A 23,759-nucleotide genomic window follows, 5' to 3' on the forward strand; every position below is an offset into this window, starting at 1 on the left:
AAACATTAGCTCACAAAGGGAGAACGCTGCTGCGCGTTCTCTCTTTTGTTTTGAGACAAAGTTTTTTTGGGCACTGCAAAAGCCTCTCCCAAAGGAAGAGCCTTGAACCGTTTTACCTAAAATGCTACAATATATCCGCACAAAACATTGAGAATCAGGAGAACACCATGCGACTCGACAAATATCTGGCCGAGACGGCCCAATGCACCCGGAGCGAGGCCAAGGCGCTGCTGGCAAAAGGGCGCGTCACCGTGAACGGTGCGGTCTGCAAGAAAGGGGACACCCAGCTGAAGGCCGCCGACGCCGTGGCAGTGGACGGCAGGGCACTTGATTACCAGCAGTTCGTCTACCTCATGCTCAATAAGCCCGAGGGCGTCGTCAGCGCCTCCACCGACAAGAGAGACACCACCGTCGTCGATCTGGTGGGGGACGCCTACCCCCGCCGGGAGCTGTTCCCGGCGGGGCGGCTGGACAAGACCAGCACCGGCTTTGTCCTGCTGACGGACGACGGCGGCTTTGCCCACGACATCCTCGCGCCCAAGCGCCATGTCTCCAAGACCTACACTGTTACCATCGACACCCCGCTGACGGAGGAGATGCGCGCAGGCTTTGCCGCCGGCGTCACGCTGGCCGACGGCACGGCCCTCTCTCCGGCAGAGGTGTCCGCCCTTACACCCGACGGCCTGACCGTCCGCGTCCTGCTGCGGCAGGGCGTCTACCACCAGATCAAGCGGATGTTCGGCATCTACGGCGCGGGCGTCAACGCCCTCCACCGGGACGCCATCGGCGGCCTTACGCTGGACGAGAGCCTTGCGCCGGGCCAGTGGAGGGAGCTGACCGCCGACGAAGTGGCGAAAATTACCACGGGGTGAGGCGGCGCTTTTCACCCCTTCTTCAAAAAAGTATCACAATTTGCCGGTAAAATAGCTCTCAGAACCACGCAGAAAGGCCTTTTTTGGCCCTGAAAATGCCCCGAAAGATAATTTCAACAAGAAAGAAGAATTTTTTTTGGTGAAATATGTTGCAAAAGTAAATTCTTTTGTGTAAAATATAAAATGTAATGCGGCGAAATTGTTGAAAATCACAATCCCGCCCACCTGCGGTTTGCACAAGAGAGGAAAAGGGGTATCCATTTATGGCCAATAGAGTATTTCAGAGCGTGATCTACCAGATGAAGGACGCGATCGACCGTGTGGTCGGCGTGGTGGATGAGACCGGCGCTGTCATCTCCTGCTCGGAGCTGAATCTGATCGGCGAGGTGCGCGAGGGCTTTATGGCAGAGCGTCTGACGGCCGGAGACCGCTTCGTGCGGGATGGCTACACCTATCAGCAGTTCTCCAGCGCAAAGCATAACGATTATGCCGTCTTCGTGGAAGGCGCTGACGAGACTGCGGGCCAGTTCGCCGCGCTGCTGTCCATCAGCCTCCAGAGCATCAAGCAGTATCACGACGAGAAGTTCGACAAGTCCAACTTTATCAAGAATGTGGTGCTGGACAATATCCTGCCCGGCGACATCTACGCCAAGGCCCGTGAGCTGCACTTCGCCACCGACGTCTCCCGGGTGGTGTTCATCGTCCGCGTCACCAGCGGCGGCGACATCTCCGCTTACGACGTGGTGAGCAGCCTGTTCCCCGACAAGCAGAAGGACTTCGTCTTCAACATCAGCGAGACGGACACCGTTCTGGTCAAGGAGATCCGCAAGGGCATCGACCGCTCCGATATGGAAAAGCTGGCGGCCAGCATCGTGGATACCCTGTCCGGAGAGCATTACATCAAGGCTGTCGTGGGCATCGGCACCCCCATCGCCAACGTGAAGGATCTGGCCACTTCCTTTAAGGAAGCACAGATCGCCATGGAGGTCAGCAAGGTGTTTGATACCGAGAAGCAGATCATCCGCTACGACAATCTGGGCATTGCACGCCTCATTTATCAGCTGCCCACCACGGTCTGCGAGATGTTCCTGCGCGAGGTGTTCAAGCAGGGCAGCATCGAGAGTCTGGATCAGGAGACCCTCTTCACCATCCAGCGCTTCTTCGAGAACAACCTGAACGTCTCCGAGACCAGCCGCGGCCTGTTCGTCCACCGCAATACGCTGGTGTACCGTCTGGAAAAGATCAAAAAGCTGACCGGTCTGGATCTGCGTGAGTTCGACGACGCTATCGTGTTCAAGGTAGCGCTCATGGTCAAGAAGTACCTGTCCAACAATCCGGCCAAATATTGATATTTCGTCTCAGCCGTCCCGGCTGCGGACGCCGAAACCGGCCGCTCGACCCCGATGCTGGCCGGTTTCTTTTGTTATAGCCTGTATGGACAACCTCTCCGTCACGGCGGAAAGCTTTATCTCTTCGCCAGAGGCTCCCCTCGGTAGGGGCAACAACGACGACCGCCGCCAGTGGCGGAAACAGGGAGTCATTGTTGGGGCAGCGGCCAGCAAGACGCGAGTGCTTATCAAAGCACGAAGCGGATGCTGGGAGCCGCAACCTGGCCTTGTCGAGCGAAGCGAGACTGAGAGGTTTAAGCTTGGAACTTCTGTACCAAATAACTTTTCAGGAGCAAGATACTCATGATAGATTTTGAACATGTCACCAAGATATACAAGAGGAGCGACAAGCCCGCGCTGGAGGACATCGACTTCCATGTGGCAGACGGCGAGTTCGTCTTTCTGGTGGGACACTCCGGTGCAGGCAAGTCCACCCTGCTCAAGCTCATCCTCCGGGAGGAGCTGCCCACAGAGGGCCGCGTGCTCGTGGACGGCAAGGATGTCGCCCGGCTGCGCCGGGGCAAAGTGCCCTATCTCCGCCGCCAGATGGGCATCATCTTTCAGGACTTCCGCCTCATCCCGACCATGACGGTCTACGAGAACATCGCCTTTGCGATGCACGTCACCAACATCGGCAAGAAGGACATCAAGGAGCGGGTCAACTATATGCTGGAGCTGGTGCATCTGGAGGATAAGGCAAAGGTCTACCCCGAGTTCCTCTCCGGCGGCGAGCAGCAGCGGGTGGCCGTGGCCCGTGCTCTGGCCCACAGCCCTCGTCTGGTCATCGCGGACGAGCCTACCGGCAACATCGACCCCGAGATGAGCCTTGAGATGATGGAGCTGCTGGAGCGGGTGAGCGAGATGGGCATCACAGTGCTGGTCGTCACCCACGAGCATGAGCTGGTGCGCCGCTTCAACCGCCGCACCGTCACCCTGAAGAACGGCCGCATCATCTCCGACGTCCCGGCCAGCTTCGGCGAGGAGGTGCACGCATGAAGATCTCGACGTTTGGTTTCCTGACCCGGCGCGGCGTGCGCAACCTCGGCAAGCACTGGGCCATGACCATTGCCTGCATCGCCTCGCTCAGTGTCTGCATGACCCTGAACACCTTCGCCAGCCTCGTCGAGGTGAACGTGGACAGCATGGTCAACTATCTGGGTACCCAGAACGAGATGGTGGTCTATGTAGACCCCGAGGCCGACAACACCCTCATCGAGTCGGTCGGCGCGGCCATCGGCAGCACCGCAGGGGTGAGCCGGGTGCAGTATATGTCCAAAGAGGACGTCCTGAACCAGTACAAGGGCTATATGTCCGAGTACGCCGACCTACTGGACGAGTTCGAGAACGACAACCCCTTTAAAGCAAATTATCGCGTCTCCCTGTCGGATCTGAGTCAGATGGAGGCCATGAGCAGGAAATTCGAGGCCATTGAGGGCGTCTACAGCGTCACAGCCCCCATCGAGATGACCAAGACCTTCGTGGACGTCCAGAAGGCCGTCACCAAGGCCGGGCGGATCGTCGTGCTGGTGCTGATGGCCGTGAGCATCATCACGGTGGGCACCACCATCCGGCTGAGCGTCTTTGCCCGCCGCCGCGAAATTGAGATCATGAAGTACGTCGGCGCCACCAACGCCCTCGTCACCCTGCCCTTCGTCATCGAGGGTCTGGTGATGGGCCTCATCTCCGGCATCATCACAGCGGCGGCCAGCATCGGCGGCTACGCCTATATCGTGGAGATCTCGCCCACACTGGGCAGTCTGTGGCAGATGCTCATGGGCATGGCTCTGGTGCCGCTGGAAAACGTCTGGCCCACCATCCTGACCTACAGCCTCGTGGCGGGCGCTCTGGTGGGCGGTCTGGGCAGTATGTTCTCCATCCGCAAGCACCTTAATGTGTAAGGAGGGCCTACTGTGTATCACGATAAGCATTCCGCAGGCTTCGTCCTGCGCCACTCGCCCCGCCATGCAAAGCCCTCCGGCCACTCGGTCATGATGCGTGCTGCCTGCGCCTTTGTGGCGGCGGCCTGCCTTGTGCTGAGCATGACGGTCTATCCGGCCAGCGCGGCCACCAGCATGAGTTCGCTGCAGAATAAGCTGGATAAGCTCTCCCAGTCCATCCAGCAGCATAAGACAGAACTGAACAACGCCAAGAAGAAGGAAGCTGCCGCAAAGGCCCTCGAGTCTGAGCTGAAGGAAAAGGTCTCGGTGATCCAGAGCCAGATCAGCGTGCTTCAGGGCCAGATCGCCGAGGTGCAGAACAGCATCGGCGTCAAGGAGCAGCAGATCAGCGCCAAGCAGGCCGAGATCGCCCAGAAGGAGCAGGACATCGCCGACCAGTGGGAAGGCTTCAAGAGCCATATGGCCGCGATGCAGGAGCTGCGGGACGGCGGCAGCGTGGCCATGCTCAGCTCGGTGAACGACCTGTACGAGCTGCTGACCTTCAACGAGGTCATGCAGGACATCTCGGTGAAGGATACCGAGATCCTTGACACCATGAAGGCTGCCCGAGAGAGCCTTGTGAATGACCGCACCCAGCTTGTGGCGGAGCGCACCCAGCTGCAGAACAAAAAGGCCGAGCTGAGTGCCCAGAATAAGCAGATGCAGAGCAAGCAGAACGAGCTGAACTCCAGCGTCAAGGAGGCCCGTCTGAGCGCCGCCGAGGCTCAGCAGGCCCAGAAGGACGCGCAGGCGGCCATCGAGTCGGATGAGATGAACTACGAGGCCGTCAAGAAGGAGATCCAGAAACTCATCGCAGCCGCAGCGGCCAGCAAGCCGCAACTGAGCTTCAGCGGCTTCATCTGCCCCCTCAAGAGCTATACCCGCATCTCCAGTGAATACGGCTGGCGAAAGAACCCCGTCTCGGGTGTCAACAAGCTCCACGCGGGCACCGACTTCGCCGCCCCCGCCGGCACCCCCATCTACGCAGCCGCCAGCGGCTATGTACAGGTGGCCGGATGGTCCAGCGGCGGCTACGGCAACTACGTCATCATCTACCACGGCAAAATGTCGGACGGCAACGCCTACTCCACCCTCTACGGCCATATGCGCTCGGTGGCAACGTCGGCGGGCAAGTACGTCAAGCAGGGCGAACTCATCGGCTATGTCGGCTCTACCGGCAACTCGACGGGCAACCATCTCCACCTTGAGGTGTGGAAGGGCGGCTCCAAGGCCAATGCAGTCAATCCCCGTGGTTATATTCCTATGAAATAATACTGTGTCGAGGGGTCAAAGGAGGCCATAAGGCGAAATGAACGAGCAAAAACGCAAGCGTATCCTTCGGGCGGGCTGTCTGCTGCTGGCGGGAGTATTCCTGCTGTCGGTGCTGGGCAGCGTCGTCCTGATGCTTTTGGTCTGAACCGGGGAGGAAAACTGAATGAACCGTAAAATTTCCGTAGGGATGACCGTGACCATCGTCATTCTGGCAATGACGGTCACATTTTCCATCACGATGCTGTTGGCGATGCGGCTGTTTGACCGCACCGTCACCAGCGTGAAGGAAAAGGAGAGTATGTACAACAAGGTGGCCGAAGTAGACCGCTATGTGCGTGCCAACGACTACTACGACATCGACGAGACGATGCTGTACGACCGTCTGACCGCAGGCTATCTGCTGGGCACCGGCGACAAGTACGCCCGCTACTACACCGCCTCGGCCTACACCGACCTGCTCAATGCCCAGAGCGGCAAGCTGATCGGCATCGGTGTGGAGCTGGCCATCGACCAGTCCGGCTACGCCAAGGTCACCAAGGTGTACGACGAGTCCCCCGCAAAGGAGGCCGACCTGCAAAAAGGCGATTACATCATCACCATCGACGGCACGGACGTCAAGAGTCTGGGCAGCGCAGAGGCCGTCCAGAACAAGCTCCGGGGCGAGAGCGGCATCACCGTCAATGTGGTCTGGCTGGACAGCGAGAACGCCCAGCACACCGCTGACCTGACCCACTACGGTTTCACGGCCAACAGCGTCGATTCCGCCATGGTGCAGGACAATGTGGGCTATATCAAGATCTGGCAGTTCGACAACTCCACCCCCAGTGAACTGGACTTTGCCCTGCGCAGCCTGACCGCCAGCGGTGCACAGAGCTTCGTGTTCGACCTGCGCGACAACAGCGGCGGCATCCTTGACGATGCCATCAGCTGTATCGACCTCGTCGCACCGGAAGGCGTGCTGGCCTATGCCGAGGATAAGACCGGAAACCGCACCCTGCTGGGCAGCAGCACCGACGACACCGTCATCAGCCAGCCCTCCGTCTGCCTCGTGAACGAGAACACCGCCAGCGCGGCAGAGCTGTTTGCGTCCAGCCTGCGCTCCCTGTGCGGCGCACGCCTCGTGGGCAGCAGCACCATGGGCAAGGGCACCATCCAAAGCAGCCCTCAGCGCCTCTCGGACGGCAGTGCTGTGGTGGTCACGGTAGCTAAGCTCATCTGCGGCGACGGCTCTTGCTTCGACGGCACCGGCCTGACCGTGGACGTGGAGCGTCCGCTGACCCCGGACGAGCAGGTAAGCTATTACGATTACACTCTCGACACCGACCCCCAGATCCAGCGTGCCGTCAGCTGCGCACAGCAGCTCACCGGCACCACCACCGTAGGCGGCGTGAACGATGCCGACCTCGCAGCAGACTCCGCCGCCGCCTCTTCCGAGGCAGCAGGGGAGGGCGAGGCTTCCTCGGCGGCTGCTGCTTCCAGCGTGGAAAGCGCGTCTTGATATAAGAGAAAGGAAAAAACACTATGCCGGAGCTGACCGACCTCTCCGTGATCCGTACCCTGTGCGAAAAATACGATTTTGCGCTTTCCAAGGGTTTTGGACAGAACTTCATCATCAATCCCGGCCTGCCTCCGAAGATCGTGGATGCCAGCGGCGTCGATAAGAACTGGGGCGTGCTGGAGATCGGCCCCGGCATCGGCGTGCTGACCAAAGAGCTGGCCAGCCGCGCCGCCAAGGTGGTGTCCATCGAGGTGGACGAGCGTCTGCCGCCTCTGCTGGCCGAAACAATGGCTGGTGTGGATAATTTTAAGCTGGTATTACAGGATGTTTTGAAAGTGGATCTCCGTGCCCTCATTGAGGAGGAGTTCCCCGGGATGCCGGTGGCCGTCTGCGCCAATCTGCCCTACTACATCACCAGCCCCATCGTCATGAAGCTGCTGGGCGACCGCCTGCCCATCCAGAACCTGACGGTCATGGTGCAGAAGGAGGCCGCCGACCGTCTGGCCGCTGCGCCCGGCACCCGCGCCTCCAGCGCCATCAGCTGTGCTGTGAGCTACTACGCCACCTCCAAGCTGATGTTTACTGCCGCGCCGGGCAGTTTCTACCCGGCCCCAAAAGTCACCAGCGCCGTTGTGCGGATGGACATCCGCCCCGCTCCTGCCGTGCAGGTGGAGGATGAGGACGGTTACTTTGCCCTCATCCGCGCGGCCTTTGGCCAGCGCCGCAAGACCGCCGCCAACGCCATCGCCAGTGGTCTCGGTCTGCCAAAGGAGAAGGTCATCGCCGCCATCGAGGCGGCGGGCTTTGATGCCCGCATCCGCCCTGAGGCCCTGACCCTCGAGAACTTCGCCGCCATCCAGCGGGCAATGGCTGCACAGTAACACTCACGAAACCACTCAGGCGCCCCGCCGTTCTGTCAGGAGCGGCGGGGCGCTTTCGCATTCTGAGGCAGAAGCCGCAGAAGATATTGACAACCGGGGAAATTTCTGGTATTCTACTAAAGTACCCTGCGCGATGCGAGAGGGTACGCTTTGCTGGTGTGGCGCAATGGCAGCGCAACTGATTTGTAATCAGTGGGTTGCAGGTTCAACTCCTGTCACCAGCTCCAAAAAAGCCCTGCGATATACCGCCGAAAGGCGGCGTGTATCGCGGGGCTTTTGCTTTTTGCGGCGTGGCGGTATCCGACCATTCGGAAAAATCATGCTGCCGGAGGGCTTGCGGGCCTTGCACTTCCCGCACCATGCCGGTATAATAAATTCATCGAAAAATCATCAAAAGAGGACGTTCAAACGAGAGGGGAATATCTGTGCCCGAATTTTCCACCATGCTGAGCCTGCAGGCACAGATGCTGCTGCTGTTGGCCATTGGCATCTTTCTGACGAAGAAGAACATCATCACCGAGCAGGGCCGCGCCTGCCTGACCGACCTGCTGCTCTTTCTCATCCTGCCGGCAAACACCATCCAGTCGTTCCGCATCGAGTTCAATGCGGAGATCTTCCGCAGCACGCGGGACATCCTCATCCTGTCCATCGTGCTGCAGGTGTTTTATGGCGTGATCTGCGCGGTCTGCTACAATCGCTACGCCGTCGCGCGGAAGGCTGTGATGCAGTACGGCACGGTCTGCTCCAACGCGGGCTTTCTGGGAAGTCCGCTGACCGAGGGCCTGTTCGGCGGAGTGGGGCTGCTGCTGACATCCGTTTACCTCATCCCGCAGCGCATCGTAATGTGGTCGATGGGCGTGTCCTATTTCATGCAGGACGATGCAGCCGCCAGCCCCGGGGGAAGGACGCGCCACCGCGCCGTCCTCCGCAAGACCCTGACTCACCCCTGTATTCTGGCGGTGTTCGTGGGCATGGCCCTCATGCTGACCCAATGCCAGCTGCCCGCCTTTCTCGGCAAGGCTCTCCAGTGCACCAGCAACTGCAACATGACCATGTCGATGCTCCTCATCGGGGCCATCATCGGCAGCTGCGACCTCCACCCGCTGCTGGACCGGGACGCCATCCTTTACTGTGTCATCCGGCTGTTCCTGATGCCGCTGGTGGTGCTGGTGGGCTGCCGCGCAGCCCATGTGGGAGAGCTGACCACCGGGGTCGCTGTTGTTCTGGCGGGGATGCCGATGGGCGGCACCACCGCCATCCTTGCCGAGAAGTACGGTGCCGATTCCACGTTCGCCAGCAAGTGTACGGCCCTCTCTACGGTACTGTCCCTCATTACGACGCCGCTGTGGTGTCTGGTGGTGTAGCCGCTCCGCCGCAGGCCACATACCCTGCCGTTTCGATGCATCGGCGGCCCTCGTCGGTGCTCAGCCAGTCGTAGATCTTCCGCTGGGGGCTGTCGGGGGCGGCATTCCCATGGATGACCGCATAAAACTCGTTGCACAGGGGGTAGCTCTCGCTGGCGATGGTGTCATTGCCGGGGGTCACACCATCCACGGCCAGCAGGCGGAGTCCGGGCTTCGAATACATCTGGTCGATGTAGTAATAGACGGAGAAACCGATGGCGTTGGCAGAGTTGTTGTACTCGGCGATGCGGTCCACCAGCCCGCCCATGTCGGCGGGAGCCAGCTCGGTGGGGGCGGTCATCAACTGGCCATCGCCCTTGTCGATGAGCAGCTTTTTGAAAAGGGTCTGACTGCCCGAGTCCACTCCCCGCTGGAAGGCCACGATGGGGGCGTCTGCGCCGCCGACATCCTTCCAGTTGGTGATGCGGCCCGCATAGATGTCCCGCAGCTGCTGCTGGGTCAGGCTTTGGACGGGGTTGGACTCGTTGACGATGAAGACCAGCGCGTCCCGGCCGATGGCTTTCTGCTCCAGCTTTGCGTCGGCCTCGGCCAGCTCTTCCTTAACGTACTCGGGGGCCTCGTAGACGATGAGCAGCTGTGCGCCGTAGTCGTCGCTGTCGCTGCGGGACCAGAGGCCGAAGTTCTCCCACGCATAGGCTGTGGTGCTGACGGTGATGCCGGTCTGAGCTTCGAGCAGGTCCATGCCGGTGATGTCAGCCTTGAGCTGGGCCATCAGAGGGATGCAGGCCGTGGAGCCGTCGAGGCGGGGAAACTCCTCCACGGTCAGGAAAGGTTCAGGGGTGGTGTCCGGGTCGGGGACAGACGCCGCCGGAGAGTTGACGGGGGAGTCTGCTGCGCCGGGGGTGCAGGCGGTGAGCACTGCCGCCCCGAGACCGAGGCCCAGCACCTGCAGGAAGCTGCGGCGGGAAATCTTCTCTTTCATATCCAAAAACCTCCGTTGTCAATACAGATAGCCTCCGCCGGAGTCGTCGCCGGGAGAGGAAAAGATGCTTTCGCGGTAGAGCCACTGGCCGGTGGAGTCCATCAGGCCGTAGTCGAAGCCCTGCCGCGCGATAAAGCAGTCGTCGGGCAGGCCGTCGATGCTGTAGCAGCTGCCGAGGCGGCGGAGGAGCACACTGCCCTCCATGTCCAGCACGTCGGAGAGGTTCGACGAGTCGCTGTTGTCCCGGTGGGCTGTGAGCAGAGGGCCGTTGGCGGTGTTGGTGAGGTAGGAGACGTAGGTGTACTGCTCCGTCTCGTCAGCAGACGACCAGAGCAGCCCTTCGCCGCCGTAGGTCTGGATGGCGAGGGTATTGTAGTCCTCGTCGTCATATTGCAGCAGGGCATAGCCGCCGGGCAGGGCCGTCACACTGACATGACGAGCCTCTTCAATGGGTGTCACCTCCACATCGGTCAGGAGTGCGCCGGTGGTGCCGTCGTAGACCTTCAGGACGTTGTCCGCTGTCAGGACGGCGACATTGCCGGAGTGATAGTCCCTGTCGCACCGCTGGACAGCGGTTTTTTCGCCGCTGGCGAGGTCGATGAGGGTGTAGGGGTTATCCGGGTCATCGCTGCCGAGGAGGGTGACACAGCCGGGCGTGTGGTCCATCACGCACCAGTCGAAGCGGCCCAGCTCCACGGCCTCGTCGCTGTTCAGGTCGTAGAGGATGGAGTGGCTGTCCTGACGGCTCTGGAGGCAGGCGATGCCGACGCCGCAGGCAGAGGCGGAGCTGTCGTCCTCGCCGGTGAGCAGCTGGCCAGTGAGGATGTTGTAAAGCCCTTCCCGGGCGATGCCCCAGTCTGCGCCGCGAAACCAGCTCAAGGTCAGCCAGTCGGCGAAGCTGCCGCGATACGACGCAAGGCTCTGGGCCGTGCAGCCGTCCTCCCGCAGCAGCACATTGCCCTCCCGGTCGGTGACGAGGACGTATTGATGCAGGGGCTGGTCGGGGTCGTCGTAGGCGTAGGTGAGGCCCTCGGGCAGGTCGTAGCAGTTGAAGATGAGGCGCTGGCCGCCCTCATCCACCACGAGACAGTCAAGGGCCGTTTCCGGCACGGGCAGCTCGGCCCCGGTGGCGAGGTCGTACACCCGGATGCCGCCGGTGGCACCGCTCTCAAAGGCCCAGACGTCGGCGTCGTCCCGCAGGATGAGCAGCCCGCCCGAGAGGGTGGCGTTCACGGCATAGGGAAAGGCCATGACGGCGCTGCCGTCGGCGTCGTAGAGGGTGGAGGTGCGCTCCTCGGTGCCGGGGGTGGAGTGGGAGACAAGATAGTAGTCTGCCTCGCCGGTGAGGGTGTTCCGCACCAGCTGGACGCTGTCGGAGCGGCTGCCCTGATAGAGCACTTTCCCGCCCCGGAGGATGGTGCCGCCGCCGTTGCCAGCGTAGGAATAAATGAAATGGAGCGCATCGTCGGTGAGCCACGATTCACTGTAATACTGCGGTGCCTGCGATGCCGCCGTCCCCTCGGGCCGGGGCGACGCCGCGGGCAGCAGCGAACAGCTCGTCAGCAGTCCGCCTGCCAGCACAAGGCAGGCGGCGCGGCAGCGGAGTCGAAGCAGAGCGGTCTTCATAGAAACACCTCGCAGTTTCCCAGAATTTGACTTTCCTGTTTATAGTATATACGAAAGACCCGGCCATTTCATTGCAGAAAGTTGGCCGGGTCTGGTTACAGTTTGGTGACAATGGGGCAACTGCATTTACCCGCCGACGCGAGGGCGGTTCCCCCGCAAATGTCCGGGAGGTGGGACCCTGTTGCCGCAGGCAATAGGGCGGGACAGGTGTCCCGGGTTATTTGCGGGGGAATTGCCGGAGAAGGAGGCAATTCAAGCTTCGTCCCCTTTTTCTCCCAGCTCTTTCAGGAAGGGCAGGAGGAAGGGCATCGAGATGCAGAAGGTGAGGGCGTCGGCGATGGGCTGGCACAGCTCGATGCCGGGCAGGCCCCAGATGCGGGGCAGGGTAAGGATGAGGGGGATGAAGCAGATGCCCTGACGGCAGCAGGCGAGGAAGGTGGCCCGGCCCGATTTGCCGATGGACTGGAACATCATGTTGGTGACGATGATGACAGGCTGTAAGAACATGGCGATGCACTGATACCGCAGAGCGGGCAGGGCCACGGCGGTGACAGCGGGGTCATCGCGGAAGAGGCGGATGAGAGGCTCGGCATTGAACCAGCAGAGGATGTTCAGCACCGTGACGAAGCAGAAGGCCGTCGAGATGGTGAAGATGGCCGCCTGCCGCACCCGGGCGAAGCGGCGTGCGCCGTAGTTGAACGCCGCCACAGGCTGCAGGCCCTGCCCGACGCCGATGGCCACCGACAGCAGGAACTGGAAGATGCGGGACACGATGCTCATGCCGGCCACGGCGGCGTCGCCGTAGCTGCGGGCTGCGACGTTCAGCAGCATACTGCCGATGCTGTTCAGGCCCTGACGGCCAAAGCTGGGTGCACCGTTGAAGAAGATGAGGCCGAAGTCCCGGGCGCTGCGGGTGACTTTCGTGATGCGGAACTGGCTCACCGTCCTGCCCCGCAGGAACATAGACAGCAGGATACAGAAGCCGATGCTCTGGCTCAGAGCGGTGGCGACACCCGCGCCGCCGGTGCCCATGCCGAAGCCGAAGATAAAGATGGGGTCCAGCAGGATGTTGAGCACGCCGCCGGTGACAAGGCCGATCATGGCGAAGCTGGCCTTGCCCTCGTAGCGCAGGATGTTGTTCATCACAAGGCTGGACATCATGAGGGGCGCAGCGATGAGGATGGGCCGCGCATAGGCGCAGGCGTGGGGCAGGATGGTGTCGGTGCTGCCCAGCAGCATCATGAAGCCGGGCAGGTTGGAAAGGCCGACCCCCGCCAGCACGATGCCGAAGACCAGTGCCGTGAAGAAGCTGGTGGAGGCGAACTTGGTGGCGGCGTGGGTGTCCTGATTGCCGAGGCTGCGGCTGATGATTCCGCCTGCGCCATGGCCTAGCATGAAGCCGAGGGCCTGAATGATGGCCATGAGGCTGGACACGACGCCCACCGCGCCCGACGCGCTGGTGGACAGCTGGCCCACAAAGAAGGTGTCGGCCAGATTGTAGATGCTGGTGATGAGCATACTCAGGATGGTGGGCGCGGCGAGGCCGAGGATGAGCTTCGGCACAGGGGTCTTGGTCATCTTCTCGAACTGGAGCGCACTGCGCGCGGTCTCATCGGCTTGGGACGGGGAATGCATGGGCTGGATACCTCGCTTTCATAATTAAAATAAGTATAACGCAGATCCTGCAAAATGTCGAGGTCTGGGAGTTTGGGGCTGACGGCTCCAAAAAGTTAGGGCATTGAGCGCAAAAGCAGGAAAAAATGGAATGTCTTTTAGCACATTTGACAAAGAAAGGTCGAATTGCTTGTGGGAAATCACGTCAAGTGGTATAATTTGGTACATGAGAGAAAAACGCTGCGAGAAAAAACAGCGCTGAGAAGAGCTTTGAGGGAACAGTTCCTCAGAACACGGAGGGAAAATTTATGAAATCTGTGGCACAGACCGTTATCGAAGCAGACCGCTTCTACACCATCGCCGCCAAGACCGGCAGCGTCATTCAGGCTGTGGAGAACGCCAAGGATGGCGGCAGCATCCGTCTGGGCAAGTACGGGCACGCGCCCGAGCAGGAGTGGGCCTTCGTCCGGGAGGGCGATGGCGTCTACCGCATCCGCAACCGCGCCTCCGGCAAGCTCATCGACCTGATGATGACCGGCACCGCCAACGGCACATGGCTGCACCTGTGGGAGGACGTGGGCGGCACGTCCCAGATGTGGAAGGTGGAGCCGACCCCGGCGGGCACCGTCCGTCTGCGCTCCATGTGGGCCGCAGGCAAGTGCATCGACACCGTGGGCATGGGCACCGCCGATGGCGCTGTCCTCCAGATCTGGCAGGAGACGGCTGGTGAGGACCAGCTGTGGACCATCTCGGAGGTAAAGGACCGTGCAAAGCACGCTCCCAAGGCCGAGGACAAGCCCGCTGAGGCCAAGGCTGAGGCCGCTGTCCCCGCCGCCGCAAAGACCGAGGAAAAGGCCGCACCCGCAGCGAAGAAGCCCGCCGCCAAGAAGGCAGCCCCCAAGGCTGAGCCGAAGACCGAAAAGAAGCCTGCGGCCAAGAAGTCCGCTGCCAAGGCCGCTGAAAAGGTTGCCGAGGTCAAGGCAGAGACTGCCCCCGCCAAGGCTGAGGAGAAGCCCGCCGAGGCCGCTCCGGCTGCAAAGGCCGCTGCCCCTGCCGCCAAGGCGCCCGCCGCAAAGCCTGCCCGCAAGACCGCCGCACGGAAGAAGTGCACCAAGGCCAGCAAGTAAGTAAGAGTTACATATTAGAAACAAAAGCCTCCGATTTTCGCAGAAAATCGGAGGCTTTTGTTATCTGTTTCAGTGCCCCATCTTCTCCTTCTTGGCCTTCAGCGCGGCGGCGATGAAGCCCTTGAACAGGGGGTGTGCGCGGTTGGGGCGGCTCTTGAACTCGGGGTGGAACTGTGCGCCGAGGTGGAAATCGCGGCCCGGCAGCTCAACGGTCTCCACGAGGCGGCCGTCAGGGCTGGTGCCCGAGATGACAAGACCGGCATCCTGCATCTCCTGACGGTATTCGTTGTTGAACTCGTAGCGGTGGCGGTGGCGCTCCCAGATCTCGCTCTGGCCGTAGCACTCGGCCATCTTGGTGCCGGGCAGGACGGCGCAGGGGTACTTGCCCAGACGCATGGTGCCGCCCTTGGGGATGTTGCCCTGCTGGTCGGCCATCAGGTCGATGACGTTGTGATGGCCCTCCGGGGTGAACTCACTGGAATTGGCGTCGGCGTAGCCCAGAACGTGGCGGGCGAACTCCATCACCATGATCTGCATACCGAGGCAGATGCCGAAGTAGGGGACATGGTTCTCACGGGCATACTGTGCGGCCTGGATCATACCCTCGATGCCGCGGTCGCCGAAGCCGCCGGGCACGATGATGCCGTCCACGTCCGCAAAAGCCTCCCGGCAGGCGGCCTGATCGGGCAGGTCCTCGCTCTCGACCCACTTGATCTCCACCTGACTGTCGTTCTCAAAGCCGGCGTGATAGAGGCTCTCCATGACCGACAGATAGGCATCGTGCAGCTTGACGTACTTGCCCACGAGGGCGATGGTGCAGGTCTTGGTGCGGGTGGCGATCCGGGACAGCATCTCCTTCCACTCGGTGAGGTCGGCGGGGGGGACATCGAGGTGGAGCTGCCTGACCACCACATCGTCCAAGCCGCCGGTGTGGAGCATCAGCGGGCACTGGTAGAGGCTGGGCATGGTCAGGTTCTCGATGACGCACTCGGGCTTGACGTTGCAGAAGGTGCTGATCTTCCGGCGGATGTCGCTGCCCACGTTGCCGTCGGCGCGGAGGATGATGATGTCGGGGCTGACGCCCATGCCCTGCAGCTCCTTGACGGAGTGCTGTGCGGGCTTGGACTTGTACTCGTCCGAACCGGAGATGTAGGGCACGAGGACGACATGGATGAAGCAGCAGTTCTCCTTGCCCTGCTCGAGACCCACCTGACGGATGGCCTCAAGGAAGGGCTGGCTCTCGATGTCGCCGGTGGTGCCGCCGATCTCAGTGATGACCACATCAGCCTCGGTGGAAGAGGCCAGATTGTAGATGTAGCTCTTGATCTCGTTGGTGATGTGGGGGATGATCTGGACGGTCTGGCCGAGATAAGCGCCCTGACGCTCCTTGTTCAGCACGTTCCAGTACACCTTGCCGGTGGTCAGGTTCGAGTACTTGTTCAGGTTCTCGTCGATGAAGCGTTCGTAATGGCCGAGGTCGAGGTCGGTCTCAGTGCCGTCGTCGGTGACGAAGACCTCGCCGTGCTGCAGGGGGCTCATGGTGCCCGGGTCCACGTTCACATAGGGGTCCAGCTTCTGGCTGGCTACCTTGAGGCCGCGGCACTTCAGCAGTCGGCCCAGAGAGGCGGCGGTGATGCCTTTGCCCAGACCGGAGACGACGCCGCCGGTCACGAAAATAAATTTTGCCATAGTATTCTCCTCTATTTACAGATTACAGATGGTCTTGAAACATATGCTTTCCCGCTGTGGGGGCGCAGTGCTTCAAATATATCACTGCGCGGGGTCGTAGGAGTCCAGGATCTCCTGCGCGACTTCGGTGCGGTCGCGCCGGGTGTCCATTGCCTTTTTTTCGATGCAGCGATGCGCCTCGGCCTCGGTCATGTGACCCAGCTCGATGAGGCAGCACTTGGCGCGGCTGACCAGCCGCACCTGCGCCAGCTTTTCCTGCAGCCGCTGGTTCTCCTGACGCAGGAGCAGCAGGCGGTGGTTGCTGGCGGCGGCCATATGGATGGCCTGTAGAAAAAAAGTGTTGGAGAAGGGCTTTGTCACCAGCAGCACCCCCTGCTCGCTCAGAGGGGTCAGAAGCTGCTCGGCGACAGCGGCTTTGGCCAGAAACACCACGCCCGCGTCGGTCTTTTCCACGGCGTCGGTGCACAGCTCATGGCCGAACTCATCCGGCAGAGGCGCGTTGACCACGATCAGTTCGAAGTCGGATTCCAGCATCCGCCGCCTCGCCTCCGCCGCGCTGGGCACGATGAGGGGCCGCGCATAGCCCAGCTCAGTCAGGCGTGCGGAGATATATTCGTTCGAGCTTGCGCCTGCGCTTACGATCAGGGCACGTCCCATACGGCTCACTCCTTTCTCATGTCATGCTGTCTCAGATGGCATTGAAGTAGTGGACGCGCTCGTATTCGATCGGGTCGGCGGCGCTCTTCAGCGCCTCGCACCGGCGCAGGGCCTCGGCGTAGTAGCGCCGACTCAGCTCGTCGGGCAGGAACTTGTGCAGGAACTCGCTGCCCTTGGCCACCTCCACGGCCTCTTCCAGCGAGGCGGGCAGGGTCTCGAGGCCGAGGCCGACGGCCTCGGCCGGGATAAAGAGGTTGCGGTTGACAGGGGCAGACAGCTGCATCCGGTTCTCGATGCCATCGAGGCCTGCCGCCAGCACGAGGCCGATGGCGAGGTAGGGGTTGCAGGCCGGGTCGGGGCTGCGCAGCTCCATCCGGCAGTTGTTGCCCCTCACCTGCGGGATGCGGATGAGCTGGCTGCGGTTCTGGCGGCTCCAGCTCACATAGCGGGGGGCTTCGTCACAGCCGAAGCGGAGGTAGCTGTTGGGCAGGGGGTTGGTGAAGGCCGTCAGCTCCCGGCTGTGGCGGAGGATGCCCGCCATGAAGCTGCCGGGGATGCTGTCGGGGGCGATGTCGCCCTCAAAGAGGTTCCTGCCATCCATGGACAGCGAGAAGTTGATGTGGAGTCCGCTGCCGGCCTGATCGGGCAGGGGCTTGGGCAGGAAGCTGGAGTGGAAGCCGTTGCTGGCGGCCACGGCCCGGACGATCTGCTTGAACAGGAAGATATTGTCGGCAGTCCGCAGGGGGCCTGCGTAGTGGAAATCGATCTCGTTCTGGCCGTGGCCGTTCTCGTGGTGGCTGTGCTGGGGCGCAAGGCCCATCTGCTCCATGGTCAGGCAGATGTCCCGGCGCAGGTTCTCGCCTGCATCCAGCGGGGCCACATCGAAATAGCCGCCTGCGTCGATGGGGATGCGGGTGGGACGGCCATGGTCGTCGTTCTCGAAGAGATAGAACTCGCACTCGGTGCCTACATTGCAGCTCAGGCCCAGATTTCGGAACCGGCGGTTGATGTCCCGCAGGAAGCCGCGGCAGTTGCCGCCGAAGGGGGCGTTGTCCGGCTTTTCCACGTCGCAGAAGAACTGCATCACCCGCCCCTCGGCGGTGCGCCAGGGCAGGATGGTCGTGGTGGACAGGTCGGGCCGGAGGACAAGGTCGCTCTCCTCCACATGCATGAAGCCCGCAATGGAGCTGCCGTCGAAGCAGACGCCCTCTTCCAGCGCCTTGGGCAGGTCGCTGGCCAGCACGGCGATGTTCTTCTGAACGCCAAAGATGTCACAGAACGCGAAGCGGACAAATTTTACGTTATTGTCCTCGACGAAATCGAGGATGTCCTGCTGTGTCGTATAGCTCATAGTGTGTCCTCTTAAAAAACGCCCAAAGGCCTGCCCCCATACAGGAGCAGGTCTTCAGGCTGGTGTAAGAAATAGGAAAAGGAGAATGGCTTAGAGAAGCGCCTCAGCCCAAGGTGCTTTATTCTGCGCTGATGCGAGAAGCTCAAACGTAGTAAAGCATCTTGCTGTAGCTGGGCAGAGGCCAGTAGTCCTCGCCGCAGATGGTCTCGGCGTCGTCAGCGGCGGCGCGGAGAGCGTCCATCTTGAGCAGCACATCGTCGTGGAAGGCGACGGCCTTTGCGCTCTCGTCGGAGAGGGCCTTGGCGGCATCGACGGCTGCCTGCAGCTCGTCGATGGCGTCGCTCATGGCGTCGGCATCGGCGGACAGGTGGCTCAGCGTCTTCGTCTCGCTGCGGACGCTCAGGCTCTCGCTGACGGCCAGCTTGGAGGCAGCGGTGTTGGCGACCTCGCTCATGTAGGAGTTGATGGCGGGCAGCAGCTGCTTGCGGGCCATCTCCAGCATGGTCAGGGCCTCGATGTTGATGATCTTGGAGTAGTGCTCCAGCTCGACCTCGTACCGGCTCTCCATCTCCACCTTGGTCAGGACGCCGAAGTCCTCCATCAGCTGGATGTTCTTCGGGTCGATGAGGGCGGGCAGAGCGGCGGGGGTGTTCTTCTTGTTGGGCAGGCCGCGCTTTGCTGCCTCGGCCTCCCACTCGGCGGTGTAGCCGTTTCCGTTGAAGATGACGCGGCGGTGGTCGCGGATGGTGCGCTTGATGAGGGCGATGGCGGCGCTGGTGAAGTCGTCGGCCTTCTCCAGCTCGTCGGCGTAGCCCTTCAGCTCCTTGGCGACGGCAGTGTTCAGGATGGTGTTGGCGTCGCTCAGGTTCTCGGCAGAGCCGGGCATACGGAACTCGAACTTATTGCCGGTGAAGGCGAAGGGGGAGGTACGGTTGCGGTCGGTGGTGTCCTTGCTGAACTTGGGCAGGACGTCCACGCCCAGGTCCATCTTCATCTTGACGGGGCCGGCGTAGGGAGAATCGGAAGCGATGGCGTCGATGACGGCCTCCAGCTCTTCGCCCACGAAGATGGAGATGATGGCCGGAGGTGCCTCGTTGGCACCCAGACGATGGTCGTTGCCGGGGGTAGCGACGGAGGTGCGCAGCAGGTCGGCGTACTCATCGACTGCCTTGATGACAGCGGCGAGGAAGACGAGGAACTGCAGGTTCTCCATGGGGGTGTCGCCCGGGTCCAGCAGATTCTCATGGGTGGTGGACATGGACCAGTTGTTGTGCTTGCCGCTGCCGTTGACGCCTTCGAAGGGCTTCTCATGCTGCAGGCAGACGAGGCCGTACTTGGGGGCCAGCTTCTTCATCATCTCCATCGTCAGCAGGTTGTGGTCGATGGCGACATTGGTGGTATCGAAGATGGGGGCCAGCTCGTGCTGGCAGGGGGCCACCTCGTTGTGCTTGGTCTTGGCGGGGACGCCCAGCTTCCACAGCTCCTCGTCCAGCTCTTTCATGAACGCGGAGACCTCGGGGCGGATGACGCCGAAGTAGTGCTCTTCCAGCTCCTGACCCTTGGCCGAAGGTGCGCCAAAGAGGGTGCGGCCGGTGAGGATGAGGTCCTGACGGGCCTCGTAGTCCTCCTTCTTGATGAGGAAGTACTCCTGCTCGGGGCCGACGGTGGTGGAGACGTAGTCCACATCCTTGCCGAAGAGCTTCAGCACGCGGATGGCCTGATTGGAGAGCGCGTTCATGGAGCGCAGCAGGGGAGTCTTCTTGTCCAGAGCCTCGCCGGTGTAGCTGACGAAAGCGGTGGGGATGCAGAGGACGTCGTCCTTCACGAAAGCGTAGCTGGTGGGGTCCCATGCGGTGTAGCCGCGGGCCTCACAGGTGGCACGCAGGCCGCCGGAGGGGAAGGAGGAGGCATCCGGCTCGCCGCGGACAAGCTCCTTGCCGTTGAACTCCATGATGGCGGTGCCGTCGCCCACGGGGGAGACGAAGCCATCGTGCTTCTCGCTGGTGATGCCGGTCAGAGGCTGGAACCAGTGGGTGTAGTGGGTGGCACCCAGCTCCATTGCCCAGCGCTTCATGACGCTGGCCACGACGTTTGCGACCTCGATGTCCAGAGGCGCGCCCTTGTGCAGGGTCTTCTCGAGGCTCTTATAGGTAGCGCTGGGAAGACGCTCCTTCATGACGTGCTCGTTAAAGACTTTGCTGCCGTAGATCTCCATAACATTTGCTGCCATAAATTCCTACTCCTTACTTGAACAAAATGCTTCAGCTTGCCGTGGATTTTTGCGCGGAGAGGGGAGACCCCTGCCCGCGAAATATTTGGTTAAACGAAACGACGCTGCGAGTCAGGAGGTGACTCACAGCGCCGTTGCTGTCTATGCGTTGATTATAGCCGAAGAGGCCGAAAAAGGCAATAGACAGATTTGACGATTCTGCACAAACCGACTCTCGAAATTTTGGAGTTTTGCGCGGAGGGTATGACTATTGCAAAGGGAAAACCTCTCAGTCTGCTTCGCAGACAGCTCCCCTACCGAGGGGAGCCTCTGGCGAAGAGGGAAAGTTTTCCGGTATGCCAAAGCCTCCCCTCGATAGGGGAGGTGGCACGCCGTCAGGCGTGACGGAGAGGTTAAATCACTTGGAATAAGAAAAACTTCAGATAATTCGTCTCCGGCACGCCCCAGAGGATGGGGTGGTCGGGGGCCTGCTGGCGGACTTCGATCTGGCGCAGCTGGCGGTGGGCGTCCTTGGCGGCGGAGCGGAGCATCTTGATGAACAGCTCCTCGGTGGCGAAGTGGGAGCAGCTGGCCGTAGCGAGGTAGCCGCCCCGGGGCAGGAGCTTCATGGCCCGGTAGTTGATCTCCTTGTAGCCGCGCATGGCGTTTTCCACGGTGCGGCGTGCCTTGGTGAAGGCAGGCGGGTCGAGGATGATGAAGTCGTAGGGGTGGCCCTCCTTCTCGAGGCGGGGCAGAAGCTCGAAGGTGTCCTCGCAGAGGAAGTCCATGTTGGTCAGGCCGTTGCGCGCGGCGTTCCGCTGGGCCATGGCGATGGCGTCGGCGCTGATGTCTGCCGCCGTGACCCGGGCTGCGCCGCCGCTGGCGGCGTTGAGGGCGAAGCTGCCGGTGTGGGTGAAGCAGTCCAGCACGGTGTGTCCGGCGGCGAGGCGTGCCACGGCCCGGCGGTTGTACTTCTGGTCGAGGAAGAAACCGGTCTTCTGGCCGTTCTCGAAATCGACGTGGTAGTAGACGCCGTTCTCGCAGATCTCGGTCTGGGTGGAGGCGGGGTGCGTCTCACCCGGCAGCTCGAACCAGCCCTTGTTCTGCCCGAGGCCCTCCTTGGCGCGCAGAGCCTCGTCGTTCCGCTCGTAGATGCCGTCGATGGTCTGGCCGTCGGCCCGCAGCACCTCGGCGAGGAGGGGGAAGAGGAGGGGCTTGAGCTTCTCCATCCCCACGCTGAGAGTCTGGGTGACGAGGATGTTGTTGAAGCGGTCTACGGTCAGGCCCGGGAACTGGTCGGCCTCACCAAAGATGACCCGGCAGGCCGAGAGGTCATCCGGCTCAAGGACGGTCTTACGGTAGGCCCACGCATACTCCACCCGACGCCGCCAGAAGCTGGCGTCGAAGGTATCGTTGGCGTTGCGGGAGATGAGACGAACGCGGATCTTGCTCTTGAGGGAGACGAAGCCGGTGCCGAGGTAGGCACCCTTGGTGCTCACCACATCGGCGAGGGTGCCGTTCTCCGGCTCGCTCTCGGGGAAGGCGAGGATGTCGTTCTCGTACACCCACGGGTGTCCGCCCACAAGGCTGGCCTCGGCTTTTTTATTTACTTTATAAACGGGGTAGGTGCGGTCTGATTTCATATGATTGCTCCTTGATGCTTTTTAAGGCTCTCCCTTTGGGAGAGCTGGCGCGAAGCGCCTGAGAGGGCAAGGATGCTGAAGGAAACGCACGGACGCTGTGACAGCATCGCTTTGACAAAGGAACTGCTTATCGCTGTGCGGAGACTCTGCCACAGGCGGCTTGCCCTCTCCGTCACCTTCGGTGACACCTCTCCCAAAGGGAGAGGCTTTTGCACGCGGTCGGCTGCTTCTTTATAATACCATAAAAGTGTGCTAGAATAAATACAAAAACCACCGAAAGGAAGGAAAACATCATGGAGATCGAGCGCAAATGGATGGTGACGGGCTGGCCGGAGGGGCTGGCGATGGAGGAGGAGTTTGCCATGCGGCAGGGCTACATCAGCGTGCAGCCCACCGTCCGCATCCGGGAAGAGGCCCTCACCGGCGGAAAGACCAGCTATGTCCTCTGCTTCAAGTCGGGCGGCGGGCTGGCCCGGGAGGAGATCGAGCGGGACATCGACGAAGCACTCTTCCACGACCTTGAGACGAAGATCATTGCGAAGCCCCTCATCCCGAAGCTCCGCCGCAGCTACCGGCTGCCCGACGGCGCGGTGCTGGAGGTGAACCATGTGGATGAGGGCCAGCCCACGGAGTTCTGGTACGCCGAGGTGGAGTACCCCACCGTGGAGGCCGCCCGCAGCTGGCAGCCGGAGGCCGTGGGCCTTGCAGACTACCTCCGGGACGAAGTCACCGACCAGCCCGGCCAGAGCATGGGTGCCTACTGGGTGCAGACCCGGGGCTGAAGGGGCGGAAAATCGGCTTCTCTGGCGGAAAAAATCTGGAAAAGCCTTGGAACTTATGGTATCATTGCTTCATCACGCAGCTTGCGGCCCGGACGGCCCGCTGGGAAAGAAGGAAACAGACACGAAACGACCTAAACTCACGCTGGCAGTCCAGTACAATTCGCCGGTCATCCTTACATTTTTCCTCCTCTCGCTGGGGGCACTGTTTCTGGGCCGGTACACCGGAGGCTGGACCACCACCCATCTGTTCAGCGTCTACCGCTCCTCGCTGAAAGACCCGCTGTTCTATTTCCGGCTCTTCGGCCATGTGCTGGGGCACGGCAGCTGGGACCACTTTATCAACAATATGCTCCTGCTGCTGGTGGTCGGCCCGCCGATGGAGGAAAAGTACGGCAGTCTGCCGCTTCTGAAGGGCATCCTGCTCACGGCCCTCATCTCGGGCGTATTGCAGTGCCTTCTGTTCCCCCGCACGGCCCTGCTGGGGGCGTCGGGCATCGTCTTTATGCTCATCATGCTGGCGTCCCTGTCCGGCTTTTCGGGCGGCATCCCGGTGACCATGCTGCTGGTGGCGGCGCTCTATCTGGGCCAGCAGGTGTATGACATCATCTTTGTGCGGGACAACGTGGCCAACTTTATGCATATCGTCGGCGGCGTGTGCGGCACGGTGTTCGGCTATGTCAATGCAGGCCCGCGCAGGCGGCGCAGGCATTGAGGCAAGCTTCGCCCCGGCAAAGAATGGGTTAATTTTATCATTCGAGCGGCTTTGTTGATTGCATTTTGACAGGTCGGGCTTTATTATATCATTTGTACAAATATTGCCGTGTGAATTTTAACAAAATCACCAAAAGTTGTGTATTAGACGGAGGT

The 23,759-nt window shown here is 61.3% G+C and carries 19 protein-coding genes and 1 tRNA gene; 12 read left to right on the forward strand and 8 right to left on the reverse strand.

All coding sequences use genetic code 11. From position 1 onward, the window contains the following. Positions 1-167: 167 nt before the first annotated feature. From MTP38_RS04405 to MTP38_RS04445, 9 genes are all read left to right on the forward strand, one after another. The gene (locus MTP38_RS04405) at positions 168-872 is read left to right on the forward strand and encodes a pseudouridine synthase (RefSeq protein WP_227619915.1); all 705 of its coding nucleotides are present in this window, start codon (positions 168-170) and stop codon (positions 870-872) included. Positions 873-1,135: 263 nt separating this feature from the next. Further along, positions 1,136-2,221: a PucR family transcriptional regulator gene (locus tag MTP38_RS04410; RefSeq protein WP_227619914.1), complete on the forward strand. Its 1,086-nt coding sequence runs from the start codon at positions 1,136-1,138 to the stop codon at positions 2,219-2,221. Between the two features lie 342 nt (positions 2,222-2,563). After that, positions 2,564-3,256: a cell division ATP-binding protein FtsE gene (gene ftsE, locus MTP38_RS04415; RefSeq protein ID WP_227619913.1), complete on the forward strand. Its 693-nt coding sequence runs from the start codon at positions 2,564-2,566 to the stop codon at positions 3,254-3,256. Continuing rightward, positions 3,253-4,158, forward strand: a complete 906-nt coding sequence (locus MTP38_RS04420; protein WP_249234369.1) for a cell division protein FtsX — start codon at positions 3,253-3,255, stop codon at positions 4,156-4,158. Before ftsE ends, MTP38_RS04420 begins: the two co-directional genes overlap by 4 nt. A gap of 12 nt (positions 4,159-4,170) precedes the next feature. Beyond that, the gene (locus MTP38_RS04425; RefSeq protein ID WP_249234370.1) at positions 4,171-5,469 is read left to right on the forward strand and encodes a murein hydrolase activator EnvC family protein; all 1,299 of its coding nucleotides are present in this window, start codon (positions 4,171-4,173) and stop codon (positions 5,467-5,469) included. 163 nt (positions 5,470-5,632) lie between these two features. Continuing rightward, positions 5,633-6,967 (forward strand): S41 family peptidase, encoded by a 1,335-nt coding sequence (locus MTP38_RS04430; protein ID WP_249234371.1) that lies wholly within the window; start codon positions 5,633-5,635, stop codon positions 6,965-6,967. Positions 6,968-6,990: 23 nt separating this feature from the next. Continuing rightward, a complete protein-coding gene (rsmA, locus tag MTP38_RS04435; protein WP_227619909.1) occupies positions 6,991-7,848 on the forward strand; it encodes a 16S rRNA (adenine(1518)-N(6)/adenine(1519)-N(6))-dimethyltransferase RsmA in 858 nt (285 codons plus the stop codon). Between the two features lie 152 nt (positions 7,849-8,000). Continuing rightward, positions 8,001-8,075: transfer RNA gene (locus MTP38_RS04440), tRNA-Thr, on the forward strand. A 198-nt stretch (positions 8,076-8,273) separates the two neighbouring features. Further along, on the forward strand, positions 8,274-9,212 hold the full coding sequence (locus MTP38_RS04445; protein ID WP_249234372.1) for an AEC family transporter: 939 nt from the start codon (positions 8,274-8,276) through the stop codon (positions 9,210-9,212). Here MTP38_RS04445 and MTP38_RS04450 read toward each other — a convergent pair. The 3 genes from MTP38_RS04450 to MTP38_RS04460 all read right to left on the reverse strand — a co-directional run bounded on the left by MTP38_RS04450 (position 9,181) and on the right by MTP38_RS04460 (position 13,455). Further along, positions 9,181-10,194 (reverse strand): PstS family phosphate ABC transporter substrate-binding protein, encoded by a 1,014-nt coding sequence (locus MTP38_RS04450; RefSeq protein WP_249234373.1) that lies wholly within the window; start codon positions 10,192-10,194, stop codon positions 9,181-9,183. The genes MTP38_RS04445 and MTP38_RS04450 overlap by 32 nt on opposite strands. An 18-nt stretch (positions 10,195-10,212) precedes the next feature. Further along, complete coding sequence (locus MTP38_RS04455) at positions 10,213-11,820, reverse strand: DUF5046 domain-containing protein (protein ID WP_249234374.1); 1,608 nt, start codon at positions 11,818-11,820, stop codon at positions 10,213-10,215. 252 nt (positions 11,821-12,072) lie between these two features. Beyond that, the gene (locus MTP38_RS04460; RefSeq protein WP_249234375.1) at positions 12,073-13,455 is read right to left on the reverse strand and encodes an MATE family efflux transporter; all 1,383 of its coding nucleotides are present in this window, start codon (positions 13,453-13,455) and stop codon (positions 12,073-12,075) included. Between the two features lie 287 nt (positions 13,456-13,742). Here MTP38_RS04460 and MTP38_RS04465 point away from each other — a divergent pair, with 287 nt between their 5' ends. Continuing rightward, complete coding sequence (locus MTP38_RS04465) at positions 13,743-14,561, forward strand: RICIN domain-containing protein (protein ID WP_249234376.1); 819 nt, start codon at positions 13,743-13,745, stop codon at positions 14,559-14,561. Positions 14,562-14,630: 69 nt separating this feature from the next. On the opposite strand, the gene MTP38_RS04470 is transcribed toward MTP38_RS04465, so the two are convergent. The 5 genes from MTP38_RS04470 to MTP38_RS04490 all read right to left on the reverse strand — a co-directional run bounded on the left by MTP38_RS04470 (position 14,631) and on the right by MTP38_RS04490 (position 22,110). Continuing rightward, positions 14,631-16,250 (reverse strand): CTP synthase, encoded by a 1,620-nt coding sequence (locus tag MTP38_RS04470; RefSeq protein ID WP_227619903.1) that lies wholly within the window; start codon positions 16,248-16,250, stop codon positions 14,631-14,633. A gap of 81 nt (positions 16,251-16,331) precedes the next feature. Beyond that, a complete protein-coding gene (locus MTP38_RS04475) occupies positions 16,332-16,907 on the reverse strand; it encodes an ANTAR domain-containing response regulator (RefSeq protein WP_249234377.1) in 576 nt (191 codons plus the stop codon). A 31-nt stretch (positions 16,908-16,938) separates the two neighbouring features. Further along, positions 16,939-18,258: a glutamine synthetase family protein gene (locus MTP38_RS04480; protein WP_249234378.1), complete on the reverse strand. Its 1,320-nt coding sequence runs from the start codon at positions 18,256-18,258 to the stop codon at positions 16,939-16,941. 142 nt (positions 18,259-18,400) lie between these two features. Beyond that, on the reverse strand, positions 18,401-20,488 hold the full coding sequence (locus MTP38_RS04485) for a glutamine synthetase III family protein (protein WP_249234379.1): 2,088 nt from the start codon (positions 20,486-20,488) through the stop codon (positions 18,401-18,403). Between the two features lie 392 nt (positions 20,489-20,880). Next, a complete protein-coding gene (locus tag MTP38_RS04490; RefSeq protein ID WP_249234380.1) occupies positions 20,881-22,110 on the reverse strand; it encodes a class I SAM-dependent rRNA methyltransferase in 1,230 nt (409 codons plus the stop codon). Between the two features lie 293 nt (positions 22,111-22,403). Here MTP38_RS04490 and MTP38_RS04495 point away from each other — a divergent pair, with 293 nt between their 5' ends. Together MTP38_RS04495 and MTP38_RS04500 are read left to right on the forward strand one after the other, a co-directional pair. Then, positions 22,404-22,892 (forward strand): CYTH domain-containing protein, encoded by a 489-nt coding sequence (locus tag MTP38_RS04495; protein ID WP_249234381.1) that lies wholly within the window; start codon positions 22,404-22,406, stop codon positions 22,890-22,892. A 142-nt stretch (positions 22,893-23,034) separates the two neighbouring features. Then, a complete protein-coding gene (locus MTP38_RS04500; RefSeq protein ID WP_249234658.1) occupies positions 23,035-23,604 on the forward strand; it encodes a rhomboid family intramembrane serine protease in 570 nt (189 codons plus the stop codon). The last annotated feature ends 155 nt before the right edge of the window (positions 23,605-23,759 follow it).

It is taken from the genome of Faecalibacterium sp. I3-3-89 (assembly GCF_023347275.1).
GTDB lineage: Bacteria > Bacillota > Clostridia > Oscillospirales > Ruminococcaceae > Faecalibacterium > Faecalibacterium butyricigenerans.

Excerpts from the sequence above, each read along its gene's own strand:
- MTP38_RS04405 (WP_227619915.1), top strand. The coding sequence starts at position 168 with ATGCGACTCGACAAATATCTGGCCGAGACGGCCCAATGCACCCGGAGC.
- MTP38_RS04410 (WP_227619914.1), top strand. The coding sequence starts at position 1,136 with ATGGCCAATAGAGTATTTCAGAGCGTGATCTACCAGATGAAGGACGCG.
- ftsE (WP_227619913.1), top strand. The coding sequence starts at position 2,564 with ATGATAGATTTTGAACATGTCACCAAGATATACAAGAGGAGCGACAAG.
- MTP38_RS04420 (WP_249234369.1), top strand. The coding sequence starts at position 3,253 with ATGAAGATCTCGACGTTTGGTTTCCTGACCCGGCGCGGCGTGCGCAAC.
- MTP38_RS04430 (WP_249234371.1), top strand. The coding sequence starts at position 5,633 with ATGAACCGTAAAATTTCCGTAGGGATGACCGTGACCATCGTCATTCTG.
- rsmA (WP_227619909.1), top strand. The coding sequence starts at position 6,991 with ATGCCGGAGCTGACCGACCTCTCCGTGATCCGTACCCTGTGCGAAAAA.
- MTP38_RS04450 (WP_249234373.1), bottom strand. The coding sequence starts at position 10,194 with ATGAAAGAGAAGATTTCCCGCCGCAGCTTCCTGCAGGTGCTGGGCCTC.
- MTP38_RS04455 (WP_249234374.1), bottom strand. The coding sequence starts at position 11,820 with ATGAAGACCGCTCTGCTTCGACTCCGCTGCCGCGCCGCCTGCCTTGTG.
- MTP38_RS04460 (WP_249234375.1), bottom strand. The coding sequence starts at position 13,455 with ATGCATTCCCCGTCCCAAGCCGATGAGACCGCGCGCAGTGCGCTCCAG.
- MTP38_RS04465 (WP_249234376.1), top strand. The coding sequence starts at position 13,743 with ATGAAATCTGTGGCACAGACCGTTATCGAAGCAGACCGCTTCTACACC.
- MTP38_RS04470 (WP_227619903.1), bottom strand. The coding sequence starts at position 16,250 with ATGGCAAAATTTATTTTCGTGACCGGCGGCGTCGTCTCCGGTCTGGGC.
- MTP38_RS04475 (WP_249234377.1), bottom strand. The coding sequence starts at position 16,907 with ATGGGACGTGCCCTGATCGTAAGCGCAGGCGCAAGCTCGAACGAATAT.
- MTP38_RS04480 (WP_249234378.1), bottom strand. The coding sequence starts at position 18,258 with ATGAGCTATACGACACAGCAGGACATCCTCGATTTCGTCGAGGACAAT.
- MTP38_RS04485 (WP_249234379.1), bottom strand. The coding sequence starts at position 20,488 with ATGGCAGCAAATGTTATGGAGATCTACGGCAGCAAAGTCTTTAACGAG.
- MTP38_RS04490 (WP_249234380.1), bottom strand. The coding sequence starts at position 22,110 with ATGAAATCAGACCGCACCTACCCCGTTTATAAAGTAAATAAAAAAGCC.
- MTP38_RS04495 (WP_249234381.1), top strand. The coding sequence starts at position 22,404 with ATGGAGATCGAGCGCAAATGGATGGTGACGGGCTGGCCGGAGGGGCTG.